The organism is Paenarthrobacter sp. NPDC089307 (assembly GCF_040685055.1).
GTDB lineage: Bacteria > Actinomycetota > Actinomycetes > Actinomycetales > Micrococcaceae > Arthrobacter.
The window spans coordinates 67373-92740 of record NZ_JBFBHE010000009.1 but is presented as its reverse complement, the minus strand read 5'-3'; the positions used below and the strand labels follow the sequence as shown (position 1 = coordinate 92740).

Genomic DNA, 25368 nt, shown 5'->3' with positions numbered 1-25368 from the left:
CCGTGACGCTTGCAGATTTGCGACAGCTTCCATCCCCGGGGTACACCCGGCACCGACCAAATACACGCGCGGAATGAAGGGACAACGGTGATGAAGGACCCACGGCGATCAGCTCGGAATCTTCTCCGGCGGGACACCGTGACGATTGAACGGTTGTGGATGAGCTATTGGGCCGAAGGCGGAAGCGCCGGCCTCCTGGAGCTGGATGCCTACGTGCATGAAGCGTTGAGGCCCCCTGCTTTCGAGCTGAAGCTCATCGGATGGGCCACGGAAGAACTTCAAGGCTGACAGCTGCAGCGTGTGCCCATTGCGCGGGAGGGGTATATTCGTCGCTGACACCGGCACGCGGAAGGGGGTCCTGGTGGAGAGCTCCTTCAAGGGCATCCTTTATCCGGCGCGGTTGCCCACCTTCCATCGCTTTGCGGCCCCCGACGCCGTTGCCCACCTGGTCCAGTGGTTTTGGCTCCCGGAATGGGATATCGAGCCGGGCCGGTCGTCCCGTCAGCACGTGATCGCCTACCCAGCCTCCAATCTGGTGGTCCAGGGCGACGCCGTCGAGTTCTCCGGCCCCACAACCCGGGCCGCGCACCGCGACCTCACCGGCAAGGGTTGGGCAGTGGGCGCCCTGCTCCGCCCCGCCGCCGTGCCGCTCTTCACCGACGACCCCGGTGCCCTGCGCGACCAGGAAACAGCGTTGCCGTTGGAGAAACTTCACGCCGCCGTCTCGGCGGCCATGGATGCGCCTCCCGATGAAGAAACGCCCGACGGCGGCTCCCGCCGTGAGCGCGCAGTGGGCGCCTACGTTGGGTGGTTGGCTTCCCTGGAAGTTGTCCCATCCGAGGAAGCGCTGCTCGCAAACCGTATGGTGGACGTCATTGCTTCCGAACCGGACGTACTCCTGATCGAGGACGTGGCGCGTCGTTTGGCGGTCTCACCGAGGACCCTGCAGCGGGTCGCGAAGAAGTACGTGGGACTCAGCCCATCGGCGCTGATCCGGCGTCGAAGACTGCAGGATGCTGCGGAGCGCGCCCGGTCCGATCCATCAGCGGACCTGGCCGCGATCGCCGTCGAACTTGGCTATGCAGACCATGCGCACCTGAGCAACGACTTCCGGAGGTACCTGGGGTTCACGCCGAGTATGTACCGGAGGACAGCGGGGGAGCGGACCCCCCGATGCCCCGATGACTGGACAGGTGTAGGGGTCGGCAGATCGGCGGTGGCAGTTCCCCTTCAGCATCGATGCCGGTGTCGAAGGATTTGTTCGGGCAAGGGATGCCACAGACTGTATGCATGACGGTCTGTGAAGTGCCTTCCCATCCAGAGGTCCATCCCGCCTTGCTGAGCCGGTTCAGCCCCGTCCGGTTTGATCCGGCGGCGACGGCCACATCGGCACAGCTCGACACACTGCTCGATGCCGCACGCAAGGCACCTTCGGCTGGAAACTCCCAACCTTGGATGTTTATTGCGGGCCTACGTGGAGACGGGGTGCATTCACGGATCGTGCGGCATCTGGCCCGGAGTTCATTGGTATGGGCTCCGTCAGCGTCGCTACTAGTTGTAAACGTTGCCCATGTGCTCGTTGAGGACACCAACGACTGGGAGTATTCGGAATTCTCTCGATACGACCTCGGCCAGGCAGTAGCGCACATGACCATCCAGGGGCTGTCGATTGGGTTGGATGCGCACCAATTCCGCGCCTTCGACCGCGCAGCGGTAGCCGCGGAGTTCGCGGTACCGCCGCACTGGGAAGTCACGTCGATGACGGCGTTCGGCGTCGCTGCCCATGCGGCTGGTGACGTCACCTCGCCCGGCACAAGCAGGGACCGTGCCAGCAGAAGCGAAATTACCTGGGCACGCGCTTAACTGATCATGAGTGGACGCGGCGCCGCCCGTTCCGCTTCTCCGTCAGGACGCCGGAACCGTTGCCGCGGACCCGGCCGGAACCGTTGCGGGGGACACGGCCGGAACCCTGCCCTCAAATGCCTCCAGCATGGCCTGCCTGTCGAACTGTCCTTCCCACTTGGCAACCACGAAGGTGGCGACGCAGTTGCCGAGCAGATTGACCACAACACGCATGGAGTCCATCAACCGATCAGCTCCCAGCAGGAGGGCCACGCCGGCAACGGGGAAGATGCCCAAGGCGCCCGCCGTCGCGGACAAGGCAAGGAAAGCTGACCCAGGCACGCCGGCCATGCCCTTGGATGTCAGCATCAGTACCCCGAGTGCAGCCAGCTGCTGCCCGAGGTCCAGGTTGTGGCCGAAGGCCTGGGCGAGGAAAAGCAGGGAGATGGACAGGTAGAGCGCTGCGCCGTCGAGGTTGAAGGAGTATCCGGTAGGAACCACCAGTCCCGTGGTTGCCCGGGAGCAGCCCGCGTTGGTCAGCTTGGTCATGATGCGGGGAAGCACGGATTCCGTGGAGGCCGTGCCCAAGGCCAGAAGGAACTCCTCGCGGGAGTACTTGATGAACTTCCACAGCGGGACACGAGGATAAACCCAGGCCACGACGAACAACAGGGCGATGAAGACCAGCGCGGAGCCGTAACATGCCGCGATCAGGAGGGCATAAGTGCTGAGCGAACTGAGGCCGTACTGGCCGATGATGAAGGCCATGGCACCGAAAGCACCCACCGGGGCCACCCGCATGACCCACGCCATGATCTTGAAGAAAAGCTCCAGGGTCGTCTCCATGACATCAATGACGGGCTTGCACTTCTCGCGGCCCACCACCACGATGGCCGCTCCAAAGAAGACGGCGAAGCACAGGACCTGAAGCAATGAGTTTGAGGCGAAAGCCCCCACCACGCTGGTGGGGATGATGCCCAGCAGGAATTGTCCCGCATCCTTGGGCGGTGCGGTGGTGGTCTTGGCGTTCACGGCGTCCGCGCTCAACGTGGCGGGATCGATGTTCAGGCCCGCGCCCGGCTGCACGATGTTGGCCACCACAAGGCCAAAGGCCAACGCGAAGAGGGTGGCGGCGGTGAAGTAGACCAGGGCCTTCACGCCTACCCGGCCTACGGCCTTTACGTCTCCCACTGCCGAGATTCCCGTAACGATGACCAGGAAGATCAGCGGGGCGATGATCATCTTGATGAGCTGGATGAAGCCATCGCCAAGTGGGCGAAGAGCGGATCCAAGGTCAGGCCAGAGGTAACCTATGGCGATCCCCAACACGACCGCCAGCAGGATCTGGAAGAACAAGGACTTGTACAAAGGCTTCTTCGCCGCTTGGCTCACGGGGGAGCCGGATGTTGGGATCTTCAAAATGGCGCCTATCTGTGCGATGGCCGTGCAGGGTCACGGCCCGGGGTCACACAAGACGCTATGGAAGGGTTGTTTCCGGAATGCTAATTCCAAGGTCCGGCTGTGTTTAATATCGGAATGAAGTTTCCACAATGTGGAAGTAATAGATTGAGGATCACCGCTGCCGCAACCCCGTAGCATCCAGCAATACGCCAGCCGAAATAAACCGCCCACACTGCTCGCCGAAGGGGTATCGGCCTTGGGGCGTGAACTCCACGGTGCGGACGGGAAGCACGACGCCGGACGGCGAGGTGCCGGTCACCGTCACCTCGAGCGGAGACTCGCTGATTGCCGGCAGCTCAAGGAAGCCCTGGAGGGTTCCATCAGGAGACGACCTTGCCGAGCACACCCCATCCGGTGTGCAGCTTTCGTCCGCGGTCACTGCCCCGGGATTCAGCATGACGTTCTTTTCGGTGCAGGCATCGTACTGGCAGGCTTTCAGCCGCAACGAGCCAACCTGGTTGGCGTAGTCGGCCGCGACGGTCACAGACACTCCCGCCACCTGCCCGACAGCCGGGCACGCAACGGGTTCAAAGACGCAGCCGGAAAGCAGCGCCGCAGCGCCCGAAAGGGTCAAGGCCACCCCGATTCTGCCCATGCTTCAGCGTAGGACGGCAACCCCCGTGCCGCTAGGCAGGAAGCCGCAACCCGTCGTCGTGCAGTTCCGCCAGGCCGTCAGCCAACAGGCCATCCAGCGCACGCTCAAGTTGCTCCGGCGCTGAGTTGAGCCGGTGCAGGGCGGCCAGCGGAACTCCGATGCCCGACGCCGCGAACCCCAGATCTGCGGGCGCCCGCTCAAACATCTCGCGCGGAACAGGATGGGCTGCCTCGCGCAGGACTGCCATCACGGCACCGCGGACCTGGCGGTCGGTGCCGTGCCAGGACTGCCCCTTGGGGGTGTACGACGGCGGCGGCTCGCCAGCCGCCAGCCAGGCGCAGCTGGAGCGGACCGGGCAGTCAGCGCACTTGGGATTCCGGGCCGTGCAGACCAAGGCGCCGAGCTCCATGACAGAGGCGTTCCAGCGAACGGAGAGGCCCTTATCCTCTGGGAGAAGGGCATCGGCGAGCCGCATTTCAGCCGCAGTGAGGGCCGGCGCAGGCAAGGCGTGCCCGGAAACCAGGCGCGCGTGGACGCGCCGGATGTTGGTGTCCACCACGGTTTCCCGGCGGCCGAAGGCAAAAGCGGCGACGGCGGCAGCTGTGTAGCTGCCCACGCCGGGAAGCCCAAGGAGCTCGGGATACGTGTCGGGAACGTTGCCATCGTGCTGAACGCAAATGGCGACGGCGGCTGCGTGCAGTCGCAGGGCGCGGCGCGGATAACCCAGGCGGCCCCAATGGCGGACTGCTTCCCCGGATGGTTCCGCAGCGAGGTGGGCCGGAGTGGGCCAGCGTTGCATCCAGTCTAGCCACACCGGAAGTACGCGAACAACGGGGGTCTGCTGGAGCATTATTTCGCTGACCAGGATGCCCCACGGGCTGCAGGCCGGCCGGCGCCACGGAAGGTCCCGGGCTGTCTCGGCGAACCAGCGGTCCAGGGCGTCGTGGAGCCGGGCAAGCTCATCGGAATCGGGGACAGTCATACTGCCTCAACTCTAGTGGAATTACGGGTTGCAGCTGCCCATGTCAGACGTCACACAGGCCGGGATTGGCCTCCTGCGGCGTGTAGGTTAGGTGCCCCGACGGCCACGAGCCTAGCCTAGAAGCATGGCCACCAACGGTAAGCAACAGTCGACCGCGCGCTCAAAAGCGCCGGCGAAGGGTGCTGCCCGCGGCTCATCCGCAACCAAAGCGAGGCGGCCCAGCCCAGCCGTGTACCGCCGTCGGCGACAGGTCGTTTTTGGTGGCCTGCTGCTGGTGATCGTCCTGGTGGTTGCCGGCGTGGTGGCCCTGACCGGCATGTTCGCCGGAAATCCTGAGCCTGAAGCTGTGCCCACCTCCCAAGCTGCGCAAGCGCCCACCCAGGGGAGCGTGCCGTCAGCATCGCCGTCGCCGTCGGCCTCGCCAACCCCCGTTTGCGACTTCAACTTGATGACCGTCGCAGCAAAAACCGACAAGCCTGCCTACGGTCCCGATGAAAAGCCGCTGCTGACCATGACCATCACCAACGGCAATGCAGCCCCGTGTGAGGTCAATGTGGGCACGTCGCAAATGGAATACCTGGTGATGAGCGGCTCGGACCGGATCTTCTCTTCCAAGGACTGCCAGACCGGCGGCGTGGACCTGGTCAAGACCATCCAGCCCGGCAAGAGCGAAACCGCCAACTTCCCGTGGGAACGCAACAGGTCCTTGGAAGGCTGCGGCGTGATCAACGCCAAACCCGGCGCCGGCGGCGCCTATTACACGTTCGAGGCCCGGTTGGGGAACAAGGCGAGCCCTAAGGCCGTCTTCCAGCTGAACTAGGGGCCCGAAAGCATCGTCCGCGGATAACGCCCGACGGCGGCAGGCGGCTTAGAGGAACCGGTCCAGCAGGCTGGCCTCGGCCATGCGGCTCAACCCTTCACGCACGGTGCGGGCACGCTGGTCACCGATGCCGTCCACGGTCATGAGGTCATCGATGGTGGCTGCCATGAGGTTCTGCAGCCCACCGAAGTAGTCCACCAGGCGATCGGCTACTGCCTTGGGCACGGACTTGAGGCCGGACAGCAGGCGGTAGCCGCGGGGCTGGACCACTGCGTCCAACTGCTCCACGCCGCCAGCGAATCCGATGATGTGGGCGATCCGACCGAGGTCGATCAGTTCCGTCGGTCCGAGGTTGAGGAGGGCCTGGACCGCTTCCTCGATGTCCTCGGGAGTGGCATTGGGATCCGAGTAGTCGCGGATGATGACTTCGCTCCCCGGTCCGCGCCCGACCGTGAGTTCCTCCACCTGCAAGGACAACAGGCGGCCGTCTTCGCCGAGTTCAAGCACGTACTGGGCGATTTCTTCGGAGATGCGGCGGACCATTTCCTGGCGTTGCAAAGTGACAGCAACATCCCTGACTGTCACCAGGGCCTCGATTTCCAAGGCCGAAAGCGAGCTGGTGACCTGGTCCAGCCTTGCGCTGTAGCGTTCCAGCGTCGCCAGAGCCTGGTTGGCGCGGGCCAGGACTTTCTCGGATCCTTCAAGGACGTGGCGCAGGCCGTTCACATACAACGCGATGATCTGCATTGACTGGCTCACCGAAATGACGGGGACACCCGTTTGGATGGCCACGCGCTCCGCGGTGCGGTGCCGGGTGCCCGATTCCTGGGTTTCGATGCTGGAGTCCGGGACCAGTTGGACGGCGGCGCGGACAATGTTGCTGGCGTCCTTGTCGCAAATGATGGCCCCGTCCATCTTGGCCAGTTCGCGCAGTCGCGTGGGGGAGAAGTCGATGCCGATATCGAAGCCACCCGAGCAAATTGAATCGATGGTGCGGTCGTAACCCAGCACAATCAGTGCGCCGGTGCGTCCGCGGAGAATGCGCTCCAAACCGTCGCGCAACGGAGTTCCGGGTGCGACTCTGGCCAGAGTCGCCTTGAGCGATTCTTCCGGGCTCCGGGCCATAGGGTTTCCCTTCAAAGGTGCAAGCCACGGCTCACAGACATGCTGAATCCGGCATCAGCTGGCGCATCCGAAAAATGGCCATGTGACGCCAAGCTCAATAATAGGGCTTCATTGCACCGTTAACCGCACCAGCAAGCCCCAAAGTGGGTCATTTCGTTATGTTCCGAGGTGCTCCGAAGGTGGGATTTGCAGGATGCCCGGCAGCTGCACTTTGTGAATCGCAGGTCAGTAATCCACGTTGCGCTTCAACTTGTTCCCCAACCACATCATCGCCAGGCTCACCAGAAGGAAGCCAACAGCGATTGCCAAGGCGAACACCACCACACCGCCCCAACCACCTGCGCGCGCCGGGTCGATGAACCAGTAGGGGTACCAGTTAGCGAAGGCGCCCCGGACGAGGCTGTAGACCAGATAGAAAACGGGGTAGATCAGCCAGTACCAAAGGTGCCTGGGCTCCAGGCGGGTCCGCGGCGGCTGGAAGAGCCAATCCGCCACCATCACCACCGGGATCACGTAGTGCACCACGATGTTGACCCAGGGAACCATGGAGCCCAGGTCCTGCCCGGTTAGCAGGAGGCCGAAGACAATGCCCACAATCGCCATGGCAATCGTGGCAGTGCCGCGGGTGACGTCGTCGGCCTCGCTGGGGCGCTTGCCGATCAGGACCCTGTAACCACTGATGAGCAACACTATGGCGGCGAAGATATTGGAGAGATTGGTGAAGTAGCTGAAGAAATTCCAGACGTCGTAATTCAACCCCACGTGGACCGCCATCTGCGTCCCGACTGCTACCAGCGTCAAAAGGCCGAAGAAGAAGCGTCCCCCGATAAGAAGATTTCTCTTGGTCATGGGCCAATCCTTGCCGATGGTCAACACAGGCGCGCGCCCAACACCCCGAAAGTGTTAAGTGATCAGCAGTTCAAGCGCTTCAGCCAGATGGCCAACCTCCCGGACGGAGAAGCCGTCCGGAATGACCCCCGCTCCGGCAGGGCTGGCCGGAACGATCGCGTGCGTGAAGCCCAGCCGGTGGGCTTCCTGGATGCGCTGGTTGATCCCGGGAACCGGCCGGACCTCACCGGCCAGGCCCACTTCACCGAAAGCTATCAGCCGCTGGGGGAGTGCCTTGCGGGACTTGGCGGAAGCAACCGCCAGTGCGACGGCGAGATCTGTGGCGGGTTCGGTAAGTTTCACCCCGCCCACCGTTGCCACGTAGGAGTCATCCTTGTGCAGCATGCAGCCGGCACGCTGCTGCAGGACTGCCAACAGCATGGCCACGCGGGAACTCTCCAAGCCGCTGGTAGCGCGGCGTGGTTGGGAATTGGGGCTCTCCGCAAGGAGCGATTGGACCTCGGCGAGCAGGGGACGGCGGCCCTCCATGGTGACCGTGATGCAGGTCCCCGAGACCGGCTCCCGGGTGCGGGAAACGAACAGCCCACTGGGGTCGGCCAGTCCCTCGATGCCTGCCTCGTTGAGATCGAAACACCCGACGTCGTCAGTGGCGCCATAACGGTTCTTGACGGCCCTGAGCAGGCGGAGGCGCGAGTGGCGCTCGCCCTCAAACTGGCACACGACGTCCACCAGGTGCTCCAGCAAGCGCGGCCCGGCGATGGTGCCCTCCTTGGTCACGTGGCCCACCAGCAGCGTTGTCATGTTCCGCCTCTTGGCTGCGGCAATGATGGAAGCCGCAACCTCGCGGACCTGCGAAACACCGCCTGCACTGCCCTCGACGTCGGCGCTGCTCAACGTTTGGACGGAGTCCACGATGAGGAGTTTGGGCTCAAGCTTCTCCACTTGTCCCAGCGCCTGGCCCAGATCAGTCTCTGCCGACAAATAGAGCGTATGGGCGACGGCGTCGATCCGTTCGGCGCGCAGCTTCACCTGCGCCGCCGACTCTTCTCCCGTGATGTACAGGACGTCCTGGCCGGTGCGGGCAAACTTGGCTGCGACGTCCAACAGCAGGGTGGATTTTCCGACGCCGGGTTCCCCAGCCAGCAGGATGACGGCACCCGGTACCAGTCCTCCTCCAAGGACACGGTCCAGCTCGTCCACGCCCGTGGGCAGGAATGCCGCTGTTGTCCCATCCACCTCCGCGATACGCCGGGCGGGTTCCAAAACGGTGGCGGCCGCCGTCGTGCGTGCAACAGTGGCGCCGTATTCCTCAACGGTTCCCCAAGCCTGGCACTCGCCGCAGCGGCCCACCCACTTGATGGCTGTCCAGCCGCATTCGGCGCACTTGTAGGCGGGGGTCTTGGATGCGCGGGAGGTCTTTGAAGCCATGGGTTCCAGATTAGTCGGGGGGACTGACAGGATTAGCGCGGCCGTAGCGAACCGCGTCAACAAACACCGCCAAGCCAAGCACACCGAGCGCCACGCCGATCGACGCCACCACGTCGGTGAGCCAGTGATATCCCAGGTAGAGCCGGCTGTAGGCGACCAGCAACGCCAGCACCGCGGCGCCTGCATAGGCAAGTACCGTCGTCGTCCGTTTTCCCGCACGGGACACCAGCAAATAGGCGAGGACCGAAGCGAAAACCGCTGCCCCCAGCGTGTGGCCGGACGGGAAGGAGAGGGCGTCGTCGGGACCCAGGAGGAAGTCCGCGGACGGCGGCCGCGACCTCGAAACTTCGAACTTGATTACAGCCGCGAGCACCACGGAGAGCCCCATGGCACCGATCAGGACGGCCGGACGCCACAGTTCCTTCTTCCACACGGCCCAGACCATGGCTACCAGCCCGCCAACCACCGACATGACGGTTGGGGAGGTGATCGCCGAGACGCCGGCCAGGAGGCCGGTGGGCACGGCGCTGCGTGAATCCACCATGAACGAGTGGACAGCGCCGTCGAGCGTGGCCAGGCCGCTTGAGGACAAAACGGCCGCGAACATCAACCAGAAGATCACGTCCCCGGCCACAAACAGGGCGGCCGCCCAGAGGAACAGCACCCTTTGCCGTAAGCGAAGGGCAGGGGCCGGTTTGGCGCGCAGGGACAACCGTGTGGAGGGGACGGAAAGCATCGACCCATTATCCACACTGCATATGTGACCCCGCTGGGAGCGGCCCGGGGGGCGTTACAGGGCTGGAAGTACCGCCCGGGCTTCCTCCGGTTCCATGCCGCTGGCCTCGAGCAGGTCCACCATGAGCGGCCGGAAAAGCATCACAACGGTTTCGCCTTCAAGCCTCTGGACATCCAGGATCTTGGGATGCAGCCGCGCTGCGATATCAGAGAGGTCGTTCCGGGCGCGCCTCAGGTGGACCCTGCGCGTGCCTTCGCTCTGTTCGGACAGCCCAATGGTCATCTCGTCAATTGCCGCCGCGGTTTCCTGCAGCACCTCCGAGATGCTGTCTATCGCTTCGTCGGACAAGGCGGCGTGGTTGATGGCGCTGGTCAGGCGGCGCGCGAACACCCGGCTGTTACGGAGCGCGAGGTCGATGTACTCCAGCGAGTGCTCCAGGCTGGCCAGTTCATCGCGATGCCTGCGATGCGCGGGGGCCAGCGTGGCCACCTCCCCGGACGCCCGCAAGGTCTGCCGCATGCGGTCCACCAAGGGCTGGCAATTCCTGCCCCGGATGAGGGCATGCCAGGCAGTTGTGGAATCACTTTCGATCATGGCTTTGGCACACTCGCGCAATACCTCGGCGAGTTCGTGCAGGATCTTTTGGACATCCTTGCGGGGTTCCCTCCGCGGATCCTTCGGCACCAGGATGGTCACCAGCAGCGCGAAAACACCACCAACCACGGCGTCCAGGCTCCTGGTGAACGGACCGCCAGCCGGCGCCGACAGCAGCACCACAAGCAACGACTGCAACCCCAGTTGGGTGGTAAAAATCGTGCCGCTGTCCAGGAACCTGGCCAGCAGGATGGAGAAAAGAAGCACGACGGCGGCCTGCCAGATCCCGGCGCCCAGCCAGTGAAGCAGCAGATCACCAACAACGATGCCCAGTGTGCAGCCCAAGCCAACCTCAATCACCCGGCGCAGGCGCGGGTCGCGGGAGAAGCCGAGGGCGATCAAGGAAGAAGTTGCCGCAAACAGTGGGCCTTGGTGGCCAAGGACGTACTCGGCGAAGGCGTAGGCGCCTACAGCGCACACGGTCATCTGGATGGCCGGGGTCAACGAATTCCGGCTGCGGACCAGGCCGGTCCGGACCCTTGCACGCAGGAACCTCTTGCTTGCGTTCAGTCCCTTAGCGTCAGCCATGCCCTTCAGTCTATTTGCCCGGCCGCGTTCAACCGAAGAACGACGAGCCCAACCCGGGTGCCACTCAAGGTGGCACGCGCCACATAACCCAATGGTCCGCCGTCGTTCATCTTCCGTTCACCTGCCACCGCCGATCCCGTTACCTGCGCTCCTTACCTTCAGTAAGGGAACAAAACGGTCCACAGCTCGCGCACGCCGAAATCTCCGTTCGGAACGCACCTGAGAAATCCCTGGAAGGGGCACATCCAAGTGAAGGCAACTCGCTTCGGCCGCAACGCGGCACTCGCGGTCATCGCAGCAGGCGCACTCGCGCTCACCGCTTGCGGTTCTGACAACGCAACCGGCACCACTGGCGGCACCCAGTCCGCAGCAGCCGGCACCAAGGTGACCGGCACCCTAACCGGCATTGGCGCCTCCTCCACCGGCGCAGCCATGGACGCCTGGAAGGCCGGTTTCGCCACCGCAAACCAGGGCGCCACCGTGCAGTACTCCCCGGACGGTTCCGGCGCGGGCCGCAAGGCCATCATCGACGGCTCGGCACAGTTCGCTGGCTCCGACGCTTACCTCAAGGACGAAGAGCTCGACGCTTCCAAGGCCAAGTGCGGTCCCGAAGGCGCCATCAACATCCCGGTGTACATCTCCCCGATCGCCGTCGCCTTCAACATCCCCGACGTCAAGGAACTGAAGCTCGACGCCGTAACGGTCGCCAAGATCTTCCGCGGCGAAATCGCCAACTGGAACGACCCCGCCATCGCTGCCCTCAACGCAGGCGTCACCCTCCCGGACCTCAAGGTCACCCCGGTGAACCGCTCCGATGACTCCGGCACCACCACCAACTTCACCGACTACCTCGCATCCGCTGCTCCCGAGGTCTGGACGGACAAGGCCGCAGGCGTATGGCCCGCAAGCCTGAAGGGCGAGAACGCCAAGGGGACCTCCGGCGTCGTCAAGACCGTCACCGACACCCCGGGCGCCGTGACCTACGCTGACGACTCCGCAGTTTCGGGCAAGCTGGGCACCGCCTCCATCAAGGTCGGCGACGAGTTCGTCAAGATCTCCGCCGACGCTGCAGCCAAGGCCGTCGAAGCCGGCAAGCCCGTTGACGGCCGCGCCGCCAACGACGTTGCCATCAAGCTGGACCGCAAGACCACGGCATCGGGCGCCTACCCGGTAGTCCTCGTCTCTTACCACGTCGTCTGCACCACGTACGAGACCAAGGCAGTCGCTGACCTGGTCAAGGCCTTCGAAAGCTACGTGGTTTCCGACGAGGGACAGAAGACCGCCGCTGACGCCGCGAAGTCCGCACCGCTTTCCAAGACGCTGCAGGACAAGGCCAAGGCCGCCATCGAAACCATCAAGGCGAAGGCCTAAGGTTTCCGGCGGGTTTGCTGAACCCGGCTGAACACTGAAGTTCCCTGTCCCGCTCCCGTAGCCCTTAGGCCGCCGGAGCGGGGCAGGGAACTTAGCCATGCAAGACCAGTTCACTCCAGACTGAAGGACCGTGAAGTGACCACCAACTCCCTGACAACCTCCCAAGGCGCCGGACGCGCCGGGGACAAGGTTTTCTCCGGGGCCGCCATGGCCGCAGGGTGCCTTATTCTCGCGGTTCTCTTCGGAGTCGCGTTGTTCCTCGTGGTGCAGGCCATCCCCGCGCTCACCGCACCGCCCGCAGACATCCAGGGCGGGCACGGCTTCTTCGCCTACATCGCCCCGATCGTGGTGGGTACGCTCATCGCCGCTGTGATCGCACTGGTTATTGCCACCCCCGTGGCGATCGGCGTGGCCCTGTTCATCTCCCACTACGCCCCGCGCAGGCTAGCCGCCGGCTTGGGCTACGTGGTGGACCTCCTGGCCGCCATCCCCTCCGTTGTGTACGGTGCCTGGGGTGCCGCGTTCCTGGCCAAGGAAATCTCCCCCGCCTACGACTGGCTGGCTACGTACCTTGGATGGATCCCGATTTTCGAAGGACCAGCCTCCGCCACGGGCAAGACCATCCTCACCGCGGGCATCGTCCTGTCCGTCATGGTCCTCCCCATCATTACCTCCCTGTCCCGCGAGATCTTCCTGCAAACCCCCAAGTTGCACGAAGAAGCAGCACTGGCACTGGGAGCCACCCGATGGGAAATGATCAAAATGGCCGTGCTGCCTTTCGGCCGTCCCGGCATCATCAGCGCCATCATGCTTGGCCTGGGCCGTGCACTTGGCGAAACCATGGCCGTCGCCTTGGTGCTCTCCTCCGGCGTCCTCACCGCCAGCCTGGTCCAATCCGGCAACCAGACCATCGCCGCCGAGATCGCCCTGAACTTCCCCGAAGCCAGCGGCCTGAAGGTCAACACGTTGATCGCCGCCGGACTGGTGCTGTTCGTCATCACCCTCGGCGTGAACATGATCGCCCGCTGGATCATCACGCGGCACAAAGAATTCTCGGGAGCCAACTAAATGACCGCCACAGTAGTCCGCAAGCGCTCTGCACTCACCAAGGGCCAGCTGCCCAAGTTCGCGCCCTACATCGTCCTGGCCGTAGCACTGGTTGTTGGCGCAGCCATACTGGCATTGATCGGCTTCAACGCCTTCGGCTGGGGGATTGTCTCGGCGATCCTTTTCGCCGTGGGCCTGGTTTCCTGGAGCGGCGCTGTTGAAGGCTCCCGCAAGGCCAAGGACAAGTTGGCGACCTGCCTCGTGGTGGGAGCCTTCCTGATCGCGCTCCTGCCCTTGATCTCGGTGATCGTCACGGTGTTGGTCAACGGCATCCCCGGGCTCGTCACCCCCGGCTTCCTGGGCACGTCCATGAACGGCGTCACCGGAGCTTTCGACAACAAGGCAGCCGAAGATGGAGCCCCGGTCCTCGGTGGCATCTACCACGCGCTGCTGGGCACCATCCAGATCACGCTCCTGGCCACCGTCATCTCGGTGCCTGTAGGCCTGCTCACCTCGATCTACCTGGTGGAATACGGAAACGACCGTCCGCTGGCCCGCGCCATCACCTTCTTCGTGGATGTCATGACCGGCATCCCGTCGATCGTGGCCGGCCTCTTCGCGGCAGCGTTCTTCTTCGCCATCGTTGGCCCCGGCACCAAGACCGGTGCGGTAGCCGCCGTCGCGCTTTCAGTCCTGATGATCCCGGTGGTGGTCCGCTCCAGCGAGGAAATGCTGAAGATCGTCCCGAACGAGCTCCGCGAGGCCTCCTACGCGTTGGGCGTGCGTAAATGGCGCACCATCACCAAGGTGGTTATTCCGACGGCGATCTCCGGCATCGCGTCCGGCGTCACCTTGGCGATCGCCCGCGTTATCGGCGAAACCGCACCCATCCTGGTGACCGCAGGGTTCGCCACCACCATCAACAACAATGTGTTCGGTGGCTGGATGGCCTCGTTGCCGACGTTCATTTACACGCAGATCCTCAACCCGACGTCGCCGTCCAACCCTGGTCCTTCGGACCAGCGTGCCTGGGGCGCCGCGCTGGTGCTGATCATCCTAGTGATGCTCCTGAACCTCGGAGCCCGCCTCATCGCCCGCATGTTCGCTCCCAAGACGGGCCGCTAACCGGGCCGGCAGCCCGGCTGCCCCACAAACTTCCAGAACCCCCAAGGAACAAAGGAACACCATGTCCAAGCGCATCGACGTCAAAGACCTGAATGTCTACTACGGCAATTTCCTGGCCGTCGAGGACGTCAACATCAACATCCAGGCCAAGTCCGTGACGGCTTTCATTGGCCCGTCCGGCTGCGGCAAGTCCACCTTCCTCCGCACGCTGAACCGCATGCACGAGGTCCTTCCCGGCGCCCGCGTGGAGGGCGAGGTCCTCCTGGATGGCGACAACCTTTACGGGCCCGGCGTGGACCCCGTGACCGTCCGTACGCAGGTGGGCATGGTCTTCCAGCGGCCCAACCCGTTCCCCACCATGTCCATCCGGGACAACGTGCTGGCCGGCGTGAAGCTGAACAACAAGAAGATTTCCAAGGGCGCAGCCGATGCCCTGGTGGAGAAGTCCCTAGTGGGCGCCAACCTCTGGAACGAGGTCAAGGACCGCCTGGACAAGCCCGGTTCCGGCCTTTCCGGTGGCCAGCAGCAGCGTCTGTGCATCGCCCGCGCGATCGCCGTGGAGCCCCAGGTGATCCTCATGGACGAGCCGTGCTCTGCCCTGGACCCCATCTCCACGCTGGCGGTCGAGGACCTCATCAATGAGCTCAAGGACCAGTACACCGTGGTCATCGTGACCCACAACATGCAGCAGGCCGCCCGCGTGTCGGACAAGACCGCGTTCTTCAACATCGCGGGCACCGGTAAGCCGGGCAAGCTCATCGAGTTCGCGGACACGACGTCCATCTTCAACAACCCGTCCCAGAAGGCCACCGAAGACTACGTCTCCGGCCGCTTCGGATAAGGGTTCTGCAGGTTCCGGCTTTCATGGGGGGAGTCGGCACATAACGACGGCGGCCGTCGCCTTGGGGGTACGGCCGCCGTCGTTTTTTCGTCAGAGGCGGGTGAGAGGGGAGAACGCGAGTTCCAGGATGAACGCCGCCGCGGCAGTGACAAGCGGCGTCGCTACCCAGAACAACAAGATCCTGCGGACAAGGCGCCGGTTGACGGTGTGGAACCGCTGGTTGACCCCACCGCCCAACACTGATGCCGTGAGCGTGTGCGTGGTGGAGAGCGGGAGCTGAAAGCCGATGGCCCCGACAAACAGCATGACGGACGTCAGAGTCTGGGCCACGAATCCACGCAGCGGATCCACCCGGATCAGTTTGTGCCCCAGCGTGTGCGAGATCCTCCATCCGCCCAGGAGGGTCCCCGCCGTGAGCATGACGGCCGTGAGCAGCAGGATCCACGGGGGCACGTCGTCGCCGCCCGACAACCCGGCGGCCACAATTGCGAGGAGAATGACGGCCGCGGTGCGCTGCCCGTCCTGAAGGCCATGGCCGAACGCAACAGCCGCACTGGAAACAGCCTGTGCACGGCGGAATCGCCTGTCCACCACGTTCGGCTGCGTATAGCGGGCGGCCCAGGTTACGGGCCACACCAACAGGTAGGCCGCGCCGAAGGCCAACAATGGGGAGAGCACCAGCGGGAGCACCACTTGCGTGGCAACGATGCCGTCCACGCCTCCGATGGAGCTTCCCCCCACCACGAGACTCGCGCTGCCGGCACCAATCAAGCCGCCAACCAGCGAGTTGGTGGAGGACAACGGGATGCCCCGCCACCACGCATAAATCCCCCACAGTATGGAGGCCGCCAAGGCCGAGGCGAGCATGGTGAGCCCGCTGGTGCCTTCGGGCAGGGTGATCCATGACTGCGTGAAGGCAAGGACGAACGTGCCACTGAGCATGGCACCTACAAAGTTGAAGACAGCAGCCAGGAGAACGGCAACGGACGGCGTCAGGGCCCGGGTGCGTGTGGAGAGAGCGACGGCGTTGGAGACATCGCGGAAGCCATTGAGGAACGCGAAACCGGAGGCCAAACCAACTACCAGGACCAGGATGGCAGTGGTCACGTCAGGATTCCTTGACGATGATGCTGCCTACCTGGGTTGCAATCTTCCGCATGTCCTTGGTGACTTCCACCAACTGGTTGGCGATGTCCCGGTGACGGGCGTACTGCGCGGACTTCATGTCCTTGAGCATCTCGGCCACCCAGATACGGTGGGTCCTTTCTGCGCGCTTGGTGAGCCGGAGGATTTCGATCCAGTAGTCCTCAAGTTCATCCAGGTCTTCCAGTTTCCGCATGGCGTCCACCGTCAGCTCGGCCTGGCGGCTGATGATCTCCAGCTGGTCAGCTGCACGTTTGGGAAGCCGGTCCAGCTTGTAGAGGGCCACCAGGTCACCGGCGGCATCCAGCTTCTCCATGGCCTCGTTGAGGTGTCGGGACAGCGTGTACATGTCCTCACGGGGGAGGGGGTTCACGAAACTCGTGCGCATGTGCGTCAGCAGGGCGAAGTGGAGGTCCAGGGATTTGGACTCGTGCTCGTGCAGTTCCTCCGCGAGGCGCTCGTGCTCAGTGGCGGGAGCGCCAAGAATTTCGGAGAGTGTTCCGGTGGCGGCCACGATGACGCCGGCCATCTGTGCGAGCAGCACGAGCCCGGCAGGTTCCTGGGGGAAAAGGCGCAGCTTCATGTCGCTTCCGGGGTGGGGACGGGTGGGCGCGGACCACTTGACTTGACGCGGTCCGTTTCGCTCCCAACTTTACCGGTCCGGGGGAGTGGCGCGGGCAGCGCGCAGGGACGTGGCGGGAAGTTGTCCCCATCGCGGGGCGCTTCACTTCCGTGCGAGACTTGGCAAGTCAAATAATTAATCAATTCAATGGGGGAACTGTGCGTCTCAACAATGTAGTAAAGATCTCCGGCCTGGCCGCTGCCGCGATGCTGGCCCTGAGTGCCTGCGGCCCCGCAGCGTCAAGCCCGACGGCGGAAGGTTCCGGATCGTCGTCGTCCTCCTCTTCGGCTGCCTCGTCTTCCACGTCGTCGTCCGCTTCCAGCTCGTCTTCCTCGTCGGAAGGTACCTCCTCTGGGGCCTACAAGGTTGCCTCCTGGGCGCTCCCCATCTCGGATGCGGGCGACAAGCTGGGCAGCATGAAGGGTGACAGCTTCTCCGTCGACGTCTTCCAGGTGGCCACGGATGTCGCCTCCAAGGACAGCATGTTCGTGGACAAGGACACCAAGGAGAACCTGCTGAAGAAGGGCGCTCCGATCGTCTATGTGAACTACGTGGTCACCAACACCTCATCGGCGGACATCCCCCTGAGCCACTCGCTGGTGACGCCCAACGCCAAGTACACGGACTGGAAGTACCTTGGTGGCATGCCGTCCGATTCCAGCAGCGACGGCTTCAAGAAGCACGGCCTCACCAGCTCCGGAATCAAACTGAAGGAAAAGGACCCGTTCGTGCTGAAGCCAGGTGAGTCGTTCAACATCGCCGAGAACTTCGCCTACACGCCAGGCAAGGAAGCAGAGATCAGCGCCACGATGACCCCGCAGCACGCGTCCGGCGACCTCGACCACGACAAGAAGGAAACGGCCGAAACCACGGTCACACTGAAGTAGTTCCACGCCGCGGGTGCCCGGGCTGTCTCAGTACAGGCCCGGGCGAACTGCGTTCGGGCATAAAAATGGTGCCGAACCGGATACGCCTCTCGGCGGTAGGCCGCTCGAAGCGGCTATAAGTTGAAGCCCGGGGGTTTCGCGGTTCGACACCAGTTTTAGTTTTCCCCGGATGGCTGGCGAAGTCAACATTGACAGTCCGGGCCGCACGTGGGTAGCTTTCAGCCCTTTTGCCGGCTAGTCCAGCTCGCCCAGCCGCCATGCGTTGGCCGCGTGCTCAAGGTCTTCAGCCGTTTTCACCAACTGGTGGGAGTTGCGGGTGAGCTTGCTCGCGTGGCCTTCATTGCTGTGCTCGGCACCGTCGGCGAGGGTCGCCTGGCCGAGTGCCACGACGCGGCAGAAAGCGGCGGAACGTTCCAGCGCGACGTCGAACTCGCCGTCGAAAGCGCCGGACAGGATGGCGTCCGCCATGGTCTTCATTTCTTCGGCTCCCGGCGGCTCCGCGGCCCCAGCCACGACGTTGGAAACCTGCGCCGTGTCGCGGCCGGCCCTGAAGTAGACGGAGATTCGCTCCGGGTTCTGGATGGTCGCGGCGCGAAGGGCGTACAGCCTCCAGAGCGCACCGGGCAGGCTGCGCGCGGGGCTCTCGGCCCACATCTCGGCGATGGCGTCCAAGCCCTGTTCGTCGGCCAGCTTCACCAGCCGGCGCGTTACTTTGGGGTCGTCGCTGTCACGGCCGCGCTTCACCAGGGCTTGCGCGGCCAAATGTGCAGCTTCGGATACGCGTGCCGGATCCGCCCCGCCTGCGAACGGTTCGAAATCGATGGGCGCGAAGGGCTTGGGCTTGTGATGCCGGTTTGCTCCGCCGTACGCGCGTGATCCTTGCTGTTCGCTCATGAGTTCACCGTACTCCTGTGCTTTGGTGGGGTCGAGTAACGGTTGTTTGGCCGCAGGCTTGGGCGCGGGTGCACCTTCACCACCCGCTTTGCCACCGCCGGTGGCCCGACACGCCGCCGTTGCCGCGCGCCGTCGTCGGACTCGCGCCCAAAGAAGGTCACGACGGCGCACCGCACCTTGGGTTCCTTACCTGCCTTGACGTTGGGGTACAGTATTCATGGCTGTTTCTACAGCTGGAGGGGCCTTTAGCTCAGTTGGTAGAGCATCGGACTTTTAATCCGTGGGTCGTGGGTTCGATCCCCACAGGGCCCACCCTCCAAGACAGGCCGGAGACGTTGAGTCTCCGGCCTGTTCTTATTTCCCGCCGCACAGGGGCTGCCCGGAGAACAACGGCACGGCCGAAGCAAAGAAATCTCTTGACTCTGAACCCTCCGTCCCCCCAGCATGGTTTCTATAACGTTGTAAATTGACTCATGCACCCGGAAGACCCAGCAGACAAGGACCCACGCTTTGGGAGACCAGAACAACACCGCCAAAATCACCATCGACCCCGCATTCGTCATAGGCCCGGTCCGGAGGAAAACCTTCGGGGCTTTCGTCGAGCACCTGGGCCGCTGCGTCTACACGGGCATCTTCGAGCCCGAGCACCCCAAAGCCGATGAGGACGGATTCCGTACCGACGTCCTGGAGCTCACCAAGGAACTCGGGGTCTCCACCGTCCGTTACCCGGGCGGCAATTTCGTCTCGGGCTACCGCTGGGAGGATGGCGTAGGCCCGAAGGAAGGTCGCCCCACCCGCCTGGACCTGGCCTGGCACTCCAGCGACCCCAACCTGGTGGGCGTGGACGAGTTCGCCAAGTGGTCAGCGAAGGCCGGCGTGGAACCCATGATGGCAGTCAACCTGGGAACAAGGGGAACGCAGGAAGCCCTGGACCTGCTGGAGTACTCCAACATCAAGGGCGGCACGGCCCTGTCCGAGCAGCGCAAGGCGAACGGCGCCGTCGCACCCCACAACATCACCATGTGGTGCCTCGGTAACGAGATGGACGGCTTCTGGCAGATCGGTCACAAGACGGCGGCCGAATATGCCCGCGTGGCGGCAGAGACTGCCCGGGCGATGCGTATGGTGAACCCCGACCTGGAGCTGGTTGCCTGTGGGAGCTCCGGACCCACCATGCCCACGTTCGGTGAATGGGAGCGGGTTGTCCTCAACGAAACGTACGAACTGGTGGACCTGATCTCCGCGCACCAGTACTTCGAGGACTTCGGGGACCTGCAGGAACACCTGTCCTCCGGGCACCGGATGGAAGCGTTCATCAAGGACATCGTCTCCCACATCGACCACGTGAAGTCGGCCACCAAGTCCGAAAAGCAGGTCAACATTTCCTTTGATGAGTGGAACGTGTGGCACATGTCCCGCGACGAATCCAAGGCACCCACCGGCGATGACTGGCCGGTTGCGCCGGTACTGCTCGAGGACCGCTACACAGTGGCCGACGCCGTCGTGGTGGGGGACCTGCTCATCACCCTGCTTCGCAACACGGACCGGGTCCATTCTGCGAGCCTCGCGCAGTTGGTCAACGTGATTGCACCCATCATGACCGAGCCCGGTGGCCGCGCGTGGAAGCAGACCACGTTCCACCCGTTCGCCCTCACGTCCCAGCACGCCTCGGGCGCGGTGCTGAACCTGGCCGTCGAATCGCCGGAACTGAGCAGCGACAAGACAGAGGGTTTCAGTGCGTTGTCAGCGGTGGCAACCTACGACGCTGACGCCAACCAAGCCGTCGTCTTCGCCGTGAACCGCTCGGCGACCGACACGCTGACCCTGGACGCCGCCGTCGGAAGCCTCAAGGCGAGCCGGGTCATCGAAGCCGTGACCTACACGAACAAGGACCCTTACTGGCAGGCGACAGCCGACGATTCGACGTCGGTCCTGCCGTCCGAAAACGTCAGCGTAAAGCTCGACGGCGGCAACCTCACCGCCGGGCTTCCGGCCGTGAGCTGGACCATGATCAGGCTGGCCCTGGAGTCCTAGGGCAACCGGCTAGGCGATCTGCTGCGTTCCGTCGTGGAAGGTGGGGAACGCGGAGATGGGCGTGACGACGGCTGCGGGAGCCGGCTTTGGTGCTTGCGATGCCGGCACCGGAGCCGGCCCCTCAACCGTGATGATCTCCATGGAATCCATGTCCAGCAGCCGCCGGGTTCCGGTGTGGTCATTGAGCCAAAAAAGGTCCGTGCCCGCCACGGTCTTGACCACGGTGCCCTGGTGGTAAAGCCGACCGTTGTGCCACGCCTCGATGTAGTCGCCCTGGTTCAGGGGGTGTGGTTCCTCCTGGCTGCCGGGCATGGCGCCGAAGGCCTGGGCCAGGGTGGCCTGTGTCTTCAGCGCCTGGAAAAGGTCCCTGTTTGCAATGCTCATGTTTGCCTCCTCAGCTGGCTCCGCCATTTGCTGGTTCCACCTTCCCGCAACTATGTTGCGGGCGCGTTGCAGGGGTATGAGCGACGTGTGACGGCTACAGGAGCGTCCACATCCGGCAGGGTCACTCCTCAAACGAGGCACAGATGTGCCGGTCACCGGCTATCCGCGCGATGACGCCCTCTGCCACGGCCCTGAGCTTGATGTTTCGATGGCTGGATGCGTTCACCAGGATCTGGAAGGCACCGTCCCTGCTGCACCTGTTTTGCGCCATAATGATGCCCACGGCCGTATCGATGGTGGTCCGGGACTCCAAGGCTGCCGCGAGGTTTTCGCGGGCATCCCGCAACTGGGATATTTTCAACGCGAGGTGAAGTGCTTTTGCTCCCGTGGCGGTTACCCGCTGAGCGGCAAGAACGTCTTCCTCGCCGAAGCCATGGGGATGCGTCGAGTAGAGATTAACCACGGCTTCCGCGGTGCTGTTCAACTCCATGGGCAACGCGAGAATGGAGCCAACGTCGGTGCGTGTTGCCGCTTTCATGTAGTCCGGCCAGCGGCTTTCCTGCCGGATATCGGGCACATGGGTAATTGTCCGCGTCCGAAGGGCCGTGAGGCAGGGCCCGTCGCCGAAACTGTTTTGGATGTCATCCAGTTTGCGGGCCAGGGGGTCGCTGTCCGCGATGGCAACCGGCTTTTTCTGCCGAATGACAGTCACCCCACAGGCAACCGTATTCGTTGGAGTGGTGAGTTTCTCCGCCGTCATTTCGGCGAAGTCTTCAAGGAATTCACGGATGTCGGCATTCTCGACAAGCAAATCCTGGAGGCGTTCCAAAAAGTTCGTCAGATCCACTTGGGGGTGAACAAACGCGGAACCAGGGCTGTCAAGGAGTGGATACTCCAGATGGTCGGAGGTCGGTACTGCATCGTTCTGGGCCATGAGGCCTCAATTCGAAAGACCGGACGTCGCGCATTTCCGGCTGGGCGGCGGTGCGCTCGTGTTCGCGCACTGCCCGGATATTCAACCCCGGACCGTCACCACCCGAAATCTCCTACATCAGACACTACGCTTGTGGCTGGCAACAAGATACAGCCCACCGTGCGTTCTTTGTTTGCAACGATGTAGTCCACCAGCAGTTAAGGAGTGCCCGCATGGCCGTCACCATGAACGACGTCGCGAAAGCTGCCGGGGTCTCGTTGAAGACAGTTTCCAATGTCATCAACAACTACGAGTTCATTCGTCCCGCAACCAAGCAGCGCGTCCTCGATGCGATCGACCAGCTGGGCTACGAAACCAACCTGACGGCCCGCAGCCTGCGCTCCGGAAAAACCAACATGCTTGGCCTGGTCCTGGCAGACCTCTCCATCCCGTACTACGCGGAGCTTGCCTCGGACATCATGAAGGCAGCATGGAACCGCGGCTACCGCGTCCTGGTGGAACAGTCCGGCAACGAGGCAGGCCACGAGAAAGCAGCAATCCAAGGGCAATTCCGCAGCCTCACCGATGGACTCCTTTTCATCCCCTTGGCCCTGGACGCGGAGGAAATCATCCAGGCAGCCGGAAGCAAGCCTCTGGTCCTCCTGGGCGAGTCCGTGGAGGACCCACGCCTGGACATGGTCCTGATCCAGAACTCCGAGGCCGCCGCCGCGGTCACCACGCACCTGCTGGCGGGCGGCCGCCGTCGAATAGCTGTCCTGGGAGCGGACGACGGCGACACAACCGGCAGCGGTGGCCTGCGCCTGACCGGGTACAAGGCTGCGCTCGCTGACGCCGGCGTGGAATACGACCCGGAGTTGGTGGTGCCGTGCCAGTGGCGGCGTGATGGGGGAGCCGAGGCCGTGGCGAAACTGCTGGACAGCGGTGCGGATTTTGACGCCGTGTTCGGACTCAACGACGCCCTGGCCCTGGGCGCCCTCCATGAACTCCTGGTCCGTGGCAAGAGCGTGCCGGAGGAGATCGCCGTGGCCGGTTTCGACGACATTGAAGAGGCACGGTTCGCGTCGCCGTCGCTGACTACTGTGGCGCCGGGGCGTGCGGAAATTGCGGAGCGCGCCGTCGAGCTCCTGATCGAGCGGATCGAAAGTAACCAGGCCGCTCCCGCGGTACGGCAGCTGGAGGCTGCCTTTGAGCTGCGCGTCAGGAAGTCCGCGCCGTAAAACGTTGGTGTCCGGGGAGTTAGTGTTTGAGGAATGAACGTGATCCCAGCGGACATCCGCACACCCGCCGTCATGGTCGACGTCGACATCCTTGACCGCAACGTCCAGCGGATGGCTGCAAGCGTGCAGGGCCGGGGGCTAGGGCTCCGCCCGCATGTGAAGACGCACAAGACGTTGGAGATTGCCCGTAAGCAGTTGGCGGCGGGGGCTGTGGGGATCACCGTTGCCACTATTGGCGAGGCCGAGGTCTTCGCGGCCGACGACGTGAAGGACATCTTCATCGCCTACCCGCTCTGGGTCGAAGCCGATCACGCCGACCGCCTCCGGGCGTTGGCCGCGACGGCCCGCCTTGCAGTGGGCGTGGATTCGGCGGAAGGCGCGACGGCGATGGGTCGCCAACTGGGACCGGACGCCGGCACCATTGAGGTGCTGATCGAAGTGGACAGCGGACACCACCGCAGCGGCGTAATGCCGGACGAGGCAGTGGACGTGGCCCGCGCTGCGGCAGCCGCAGGGCTCAGCGTGGCGGGGGTTTTCACGTTCCCTGGTCACAGCTACAAGCCAGGCATGCCCACGGGTGCGGCCAACAACGAAAACGAGGCACTGGGGCAGGCTGCTGCGGCCCTGGACGCAGCGGGGTTTGAGGTACGGACCATCAGTGGTGGTTCCACGCCCACGGCCCTGCTGGCTGGGGAAACGGCGGCAACTGAGCTGCGTCCCGGCGTCTACGTCTTCGGCGACGCCCAGCAACTGGAACTCGAACGGTGCGCGTGGGACGACATCGCACTGACGGTTGCAGCGACTGTGGTCAGCCGCCATGAGGCCCGCCACGGTAACGTCCGGCGCGTAGTGGTGGATGCCGGCAGCAAGGTCCTGGGCAGCGACCGTCCCGACTGGGCCACAGGCTACGGCCGGCTTCCCGAGTTTCCGGAAGCGAGGATCACAGCGCTGTCCGAGCACCACGCCACGGTGGTGTGGCCGGACTATGCGGAACTGCCGGCGCTGGGCACCAGGCTTCGGGTCATCCCAAACCACGTCTGCCTCACCATGAACCTCGTGGATGAGGTCTCAGTGGTGCGCGGTGGTGCCGTGGTGGACACGTGGACTGTGGCGGCGCGGGGCCGGAACAACTAGCCCAGTACCGGGACGCTCTCCAAGAGGGTGTGGAACATCCGGTTGTGGTAAACCAGCGGCGCCGACGGTCCCGGGGTGGCGCGGATGTCCTGAACGGTAGCCGCCAGGAGCACGGAACCTCCAAGCGGCGCCCGGTGAATAATCTCGCAACGCAACGCCCACTGGGCTTCCAGGAGCACGGGTTCACCCGTGGGCAGCCACTTCCAGTCCATGTCTTCGGTGAACCGGGGAGCCGAAGGGTCGGCAAAAGTGCGTGCGAGTTCCAGCTGGTCGGCACTAACAAGGTGCACCACGAGCGATTGCGCCGCCGCAACGACTGAAGCTGAACGGCCACCAGTGACGGAGAAGGCAAGCGTCGGCGGATCCACGGCAACGGACGCCACCGAGGACGCCGTGAGCCCCACCGGTCCCTCGGGCCCTGAGGCAGTGACGATCGCGACTCCCGCCGGGTGCGCGCGGAACGCGGCCCTGAAGAGCTCGCCGACGGCCGGGGACGGCAGGGGATTGTGCTGGGTCATTGCTATACCTTTGGTGGAGCGTGATCGAAAACGGCGCCGCTGGAGGCACCGTAACCGATGCTAGGACCTCAACATTAGTTGAGGTCAATTCGGGCCGATTCGACCCCCTGCCGAGACGGATCGGAAATGTGGCTGTAACGTCCGCTCCTTACGCTGGTCACATCAGTGCCAGCTGTGCCCAGCCATAAGGAGATGTC

At 63.9% G+C, this 25368-nt stretch carries 26 protein-coding genes and 1 tRNA gene; 13 read left to right on the top strand and 14 right to left on the bottom strand.

Annotation, left to right across the window (positions count from 1 at the left end):
- Positions 1 to 138: 138 nt before the first annotated feature.
- From AB0N72_RS20015 to AB0N72_RS20005, 3 genes are all read left to right on the top strand, one after another.
- On the top strand, positions 139 to 288 hold the full coding sequence (locus AB0N72_RS20015) for a hypothetical protein (RefSeq protein ID WP_363934678.1): 150 nt from the start codon (positions 139 to 141) through the stop codon (positions 286 to 288).
- Between the two features lie 73 nt (positions 289 to 361).
- Positions 362 to 1294 carry a helix-turn-helix domain-containing protein gene (locus AB0N72_RS20010; protein WP_363934680.1) on the top strand — a complete coding sequence of 311 codons (933 nt, stop codon included), beginning with the start codon at positions 362 to 364 and terminating at the stop codon, positions 1292 to 1294.
- On the top strand, positions 1291 to 1863 hold the full coding sequence (locus AB0N72_RS20005; RefSeq protein ID WP_363934682.1) for a nitroreductase family protein: 573 nt from the start codon (positions 1291 to 1293) through the stop codon (positions 1861 to 1863). The genes AB0N72_RS20010 and AB0N72_RS20005 overlap by 4 nt, the downstream gene beginning before the upstream one ends.
- A 42-nt stretch (positions 1864 to 1905) precedes the next feature.
- Here the strand turns inward: AB0N72_RS20005 and AB0N72_RS20000 are convergent, their stop codons facing one another.
- The 3 genes from AB0N72_RS20000 to AB0N72_RS19990 form a co-directional block, all read right to left on the bottom strand.
- Positions 1906 to 3261: a cation:dicarboxylase symporter family transporter gene (locus tag AB0N72_RS20000; RefSeq protein ID WP_363934683.1), complete on the bottom strand. Its 1356-nt coding sequence runs from the start codon at positions 3259 to 3261 to the stop codon at positions 1906 to 1908.
- A gap of 154 nt (positions 3262 to 3415) precedes the next feature.
- Positions 3416 to 3898 (bottom strand): hypothetical protein, encoded by a 483-nt coding sequence (locus AB0N72_RS19995; RefSeq protein ID WP_363934684.1) that lies wholly within the window; start codon positions 3896 to 3898, stop codon positions 3416 to 3418.
- A gap of 31 nt (positions 3899 to 3929) precedes the next feature.
- Complete coding sequence (locus AB0N72_RS19990; protein WP_363934686.1) at positions 3930 to 4880, bottom strand: A/G-specific adenine glycosylase; 951 nt, start codon at positions 4878 to 4880, stop codon at positions 3930 to 3932.
- 124 nt (positions 4881 to 5004) lie between these two features.
- Between AB0N72_RS19990 and AB0N72_RS19985 the strand changes: the two genes are divergently transcribed.
- Positions 5005 to 5700, top strand: coding sequence for a hypothetical protein (locus AB0N72_RS19985; protein WP_363934688.1), 696 nt, complete (start codon positions 5005 to 5007; stop codon positions 5698 to 5700).
- A gap of 48 nt (positions 5701 to 5748) precedes the next feature.
- Here the strand turns inward: AB0N72_RS19985 and disA are convergent, their stop codons facing one another.
- From disA to AB0N72_RS19960, 5 genes are all read right to left on the bottom strand, one after another.
- Positions 5749 to 6825, bottom strand: a complete 1077-nt coding sequence (gene disA, locus AB0N72_RS19980; RefSeq protein WP_363934689.1) for a DNA integrity scanning diadenylate cyclase DisA — start codon at positions 6823 to 6825, stop codon at positions 5749 to 5751.
- Between the two features lie 225 nt (positions 6826 to 7050).
- On the bottom strand, positions 7051 to 7674 hold the full coding sequence (locus AB0N72_RS19975; protein ID WP_363934691.1) for a Pr6Pr family membrane protein: 624 nt from the start codon (positions 7672 to 7674) through the stop codon (positions 7051 to 7053).
- Positions 7675 to 7728: 54 nt separating this feature from the next.
- A complete protein-coding gene (gene radA, locus AB0N72_RS19970; RefSeq protein WP_144653216.1) occupies positions 7729 to 9102 on the bottom strand; it encodes a DNA repair protein RadA in 1374 nt (457 codons plus the stop codon).
- Positions 9103 to 9112: 10 nt separating this feature from the next.
- Positions 9113 to 9838: a phosphatase PAP2 family protein gene (locus AB0N72_RS19965; RefSeq protein WP_363934693.1), complete on the bottom strand. Its 726-nt coding sequence runs from the start codon at positions 9836 to 9838 to the stop codon at positions 9113 to 9115.
- A 54-nt stretch (positions 9839 to 9892) separates the two neighbouring features.
- Positions 9893 to 11020 (bottom strand): FUSC family protein, encoded by a 1128-nt coding sequence (locus AB0N72_RS19960; RefSeq protein ID WP_363934695.1) that lies wholly within the window; start codon positions 11018 to 11020, stop codon positions 9893 to 9895.
- Positions 11021 to 11269: 249 nt separating this feature from the next.
- On the opposite strand from AB0N72_RS19960, the gene pstS reads away from it, so the two are divergent.
- The 4 genes from pstS (at position 11270) to pstB (ending at position 15404) form a co-directional block, all read left to right on the top strand.
- Entirely contained in the window at positions 11270 to 12391 is a 1122-nt protein-coding gene (pstS, locus tag AB0N72_RS19955; protein WP_363934696.1) for a phosphate ABC transporter substrate-binding protein PstS, read from the top strand.
- A 135-nt stretch (positions 12392 to 12526) separates the two neighbouring features.
- The gene (gene pstC, locus AB0N72_RS19950) at positions 12527 to 13459 is read left to right on the top strand and encodes a phosphate ABC transporter permease subunit PstC (protein ID WP_363934697.1); all 933 of its coding nucleotides are present in this window, start codon (positions 12527 to 12529) and stop codon (positions 13457 to 13459) included.
- Entirely contained in the window at positions 13460 to 14563 is a 1104-nt protein-coding gene (gene pstA, locus AB0N72_RS19945) for a phosphate ABC transporter permease PstA (RefSeq protein WP_363934699.1), read from the top strand. It abuts the gene before it with no gap.
- A 61-nt stretch (positions 14564 to 14624) separates the two neighbouring features.
- Positions 14625 to 15404 (top strand): phosphate ABC transporter ATP-binding protein PstB, encoded by a 780-nt coding sequence (gene pstB, locus AB0N72_RS19940; RefSeq protein WP_039239203.1) that lies wholly within the window; start codon positions 14625 to 14627, stop codon positions 15402 to 15404.
- A 90-nt stretch (positions 15405 to 15494) separates the two neighbouring features.
- On the opposite strand, the gene AB0N72_RS19935 is transcribed toward pstB, so the two are convergent.
- Both AB0N72_RS19935 and AB0N72_RS19930 read right to left on the bottom strand, forming a co-directional pair.
- Positions 15495 to 16511: an inorganic phosphate transporter gene (locus AB0N72_RS19935; protein ID WP_363934701.1), complete on the bottom strand. Its 1017-nt coding sequence runs from the start codon at positions 16509 to 16511 to the stop codon at positions 15495 to 15497.
- A 1-nt stretch (position 16512) separates the two neighbouring features.
- The gene (locus AB0N72_RS19930; protein WP_363934702.1) at positions 16513 to 17130 is read right to left on the bottom strand and encodes a nuclease PIN; all 618 of its coding nucleotides are present in this window, start codon (positions 17128 to 17130) and stop codon (positions 16513 to 16515) included.
- Positions 17131 to 17327: 197 nt separating this feature from the next.
- Between AB0N72_RS19930 and AB0N72_RS19925 the strand changes: the two genes are divergently transcribed.
- A complete protein-coding gene (locus AB0N72_RS19925; protein WP_363934703.1) occupies positions 17328 to 18056 on the top strand; it encodes a hypothetical protein in 729 nt (242 codons plus the stop codon).
- A 234-nt stretch (positions 18057 to 18290) separates the two neighbouring features.
- On the opposite strand, the gene AB0N72_RS19920 is transcribed toward AB0N72_RS19925, so the two are convergent.
- The gene (locus AB0N72_RS19920) at positions 18291 to 18950 is read right to left on the bottom strand and encodes a hypothetical protein (protein ID WP_363934705.1); all 660 of its coding nucleotides are present in this window, start codon (positions 18948 to 18950) and stop codon (positions 18291 to 18293) included.
- 239 nt (positions 18951 to 19189) lie between these two features.
- Between AB0N72_RS19920 and AB0N72_RS19915 the strand changes: the two genes are divergently transcribed.
- A tRNA-Lys gene (locus AB0N72_RS19915) sits at positions 19190 to 19262 on the top strand.
- A 198-nt stretch (positions 19263 to 19460) separates the two neighbouring features.
- Positions 19461 to 20984 (top strand): alpha-N-arabinofuranosidase, encoded by a 1524-nt coding sequence (locus tag AB0N72_RS19910; RefSeq protein WP_363934707.1) that lies wholly within the window; start codon positions 19461 to 19463, stop codon positions 20982 to 20984.
- Positions 20985 to 20993: 9 nt separating this feature from the next.
- Here the strand turns inward: AB0N72_RS19910 and AB0N72_RS19905 are convergent, their stop codons facing one another.
- On the bottom strand, positions 20994 to 21368 hold the full coding sequence (locus AB0N72_RS19905; RefSeq protein ID WP_363934709.1) for a hypothetical protein: 375 nt from the start codon (positions 21366 to 21368) through the stop codon (positions 20994 to 20996).
- A 121-nt stretch (positions 21369 to 21489) separates the two neighbouring features.
- A complete protein-coding gene (locus AB0N72_RS19900) occupies positions 21490 to 22302 on the bottom strand; it encodes a GAF and ANTAR domain-containing protein (RefSeq protein ID WP_363934711.1) in 813 nt (270 codons plus the stop codon).
- A 212-nt stretch (positions 22303 to 22514) separates the two neighbouring features.
- Between AB0N72_RS19900 and AB0N72_RS19895 the strand changes: the two genes are divergently transcribed.
- Positions 22515 to 23519, top strand: coding sequence for a LacI family DNA-binding transcriptional regulator (locus tag AB0N72_RS19895; protein WP_363934713.1), 1005 nt, complete (start codon positions 22515 to 22517; stop codon positions 23517 to 23519).
- Positions 23520 to 23552: 33 nt separating this feature from the next.
- The gene (locus AB0N72_RS19890) at positions 23553 to 24653 is read left to right on the top strand and encodes an alanine racemase (RefSeq protein WP_363934715.1); all 1101 of its coding nucleotides are present in this window, start codon (positions 23553 to 23555) and stop codon (positions 24651 to 24653) included.
- On the opposite strand, the gene AB0N72_RS19885 is transcribed toward AB0N72_RS19890, so the two are convergent.
- Positions 24650 to 25171 (bottom strand): flavin reductase family protein, encoded by a 522-nt coding sequence (locus AB0N72_RS19885; RefSeq protein WP_363934717.1) that lies wholly within the window; start codon positions 25169 to 25171, stop codon positions 24650 to 24652. The two genes, AB0N72_RS19890 and AB0N72_RS19885, sit on opposite strands and share 4 nt — an antisense overlap.
- Between the last annotated feature and the right edge of the window lie 197 nt (positions 25172 to 25368).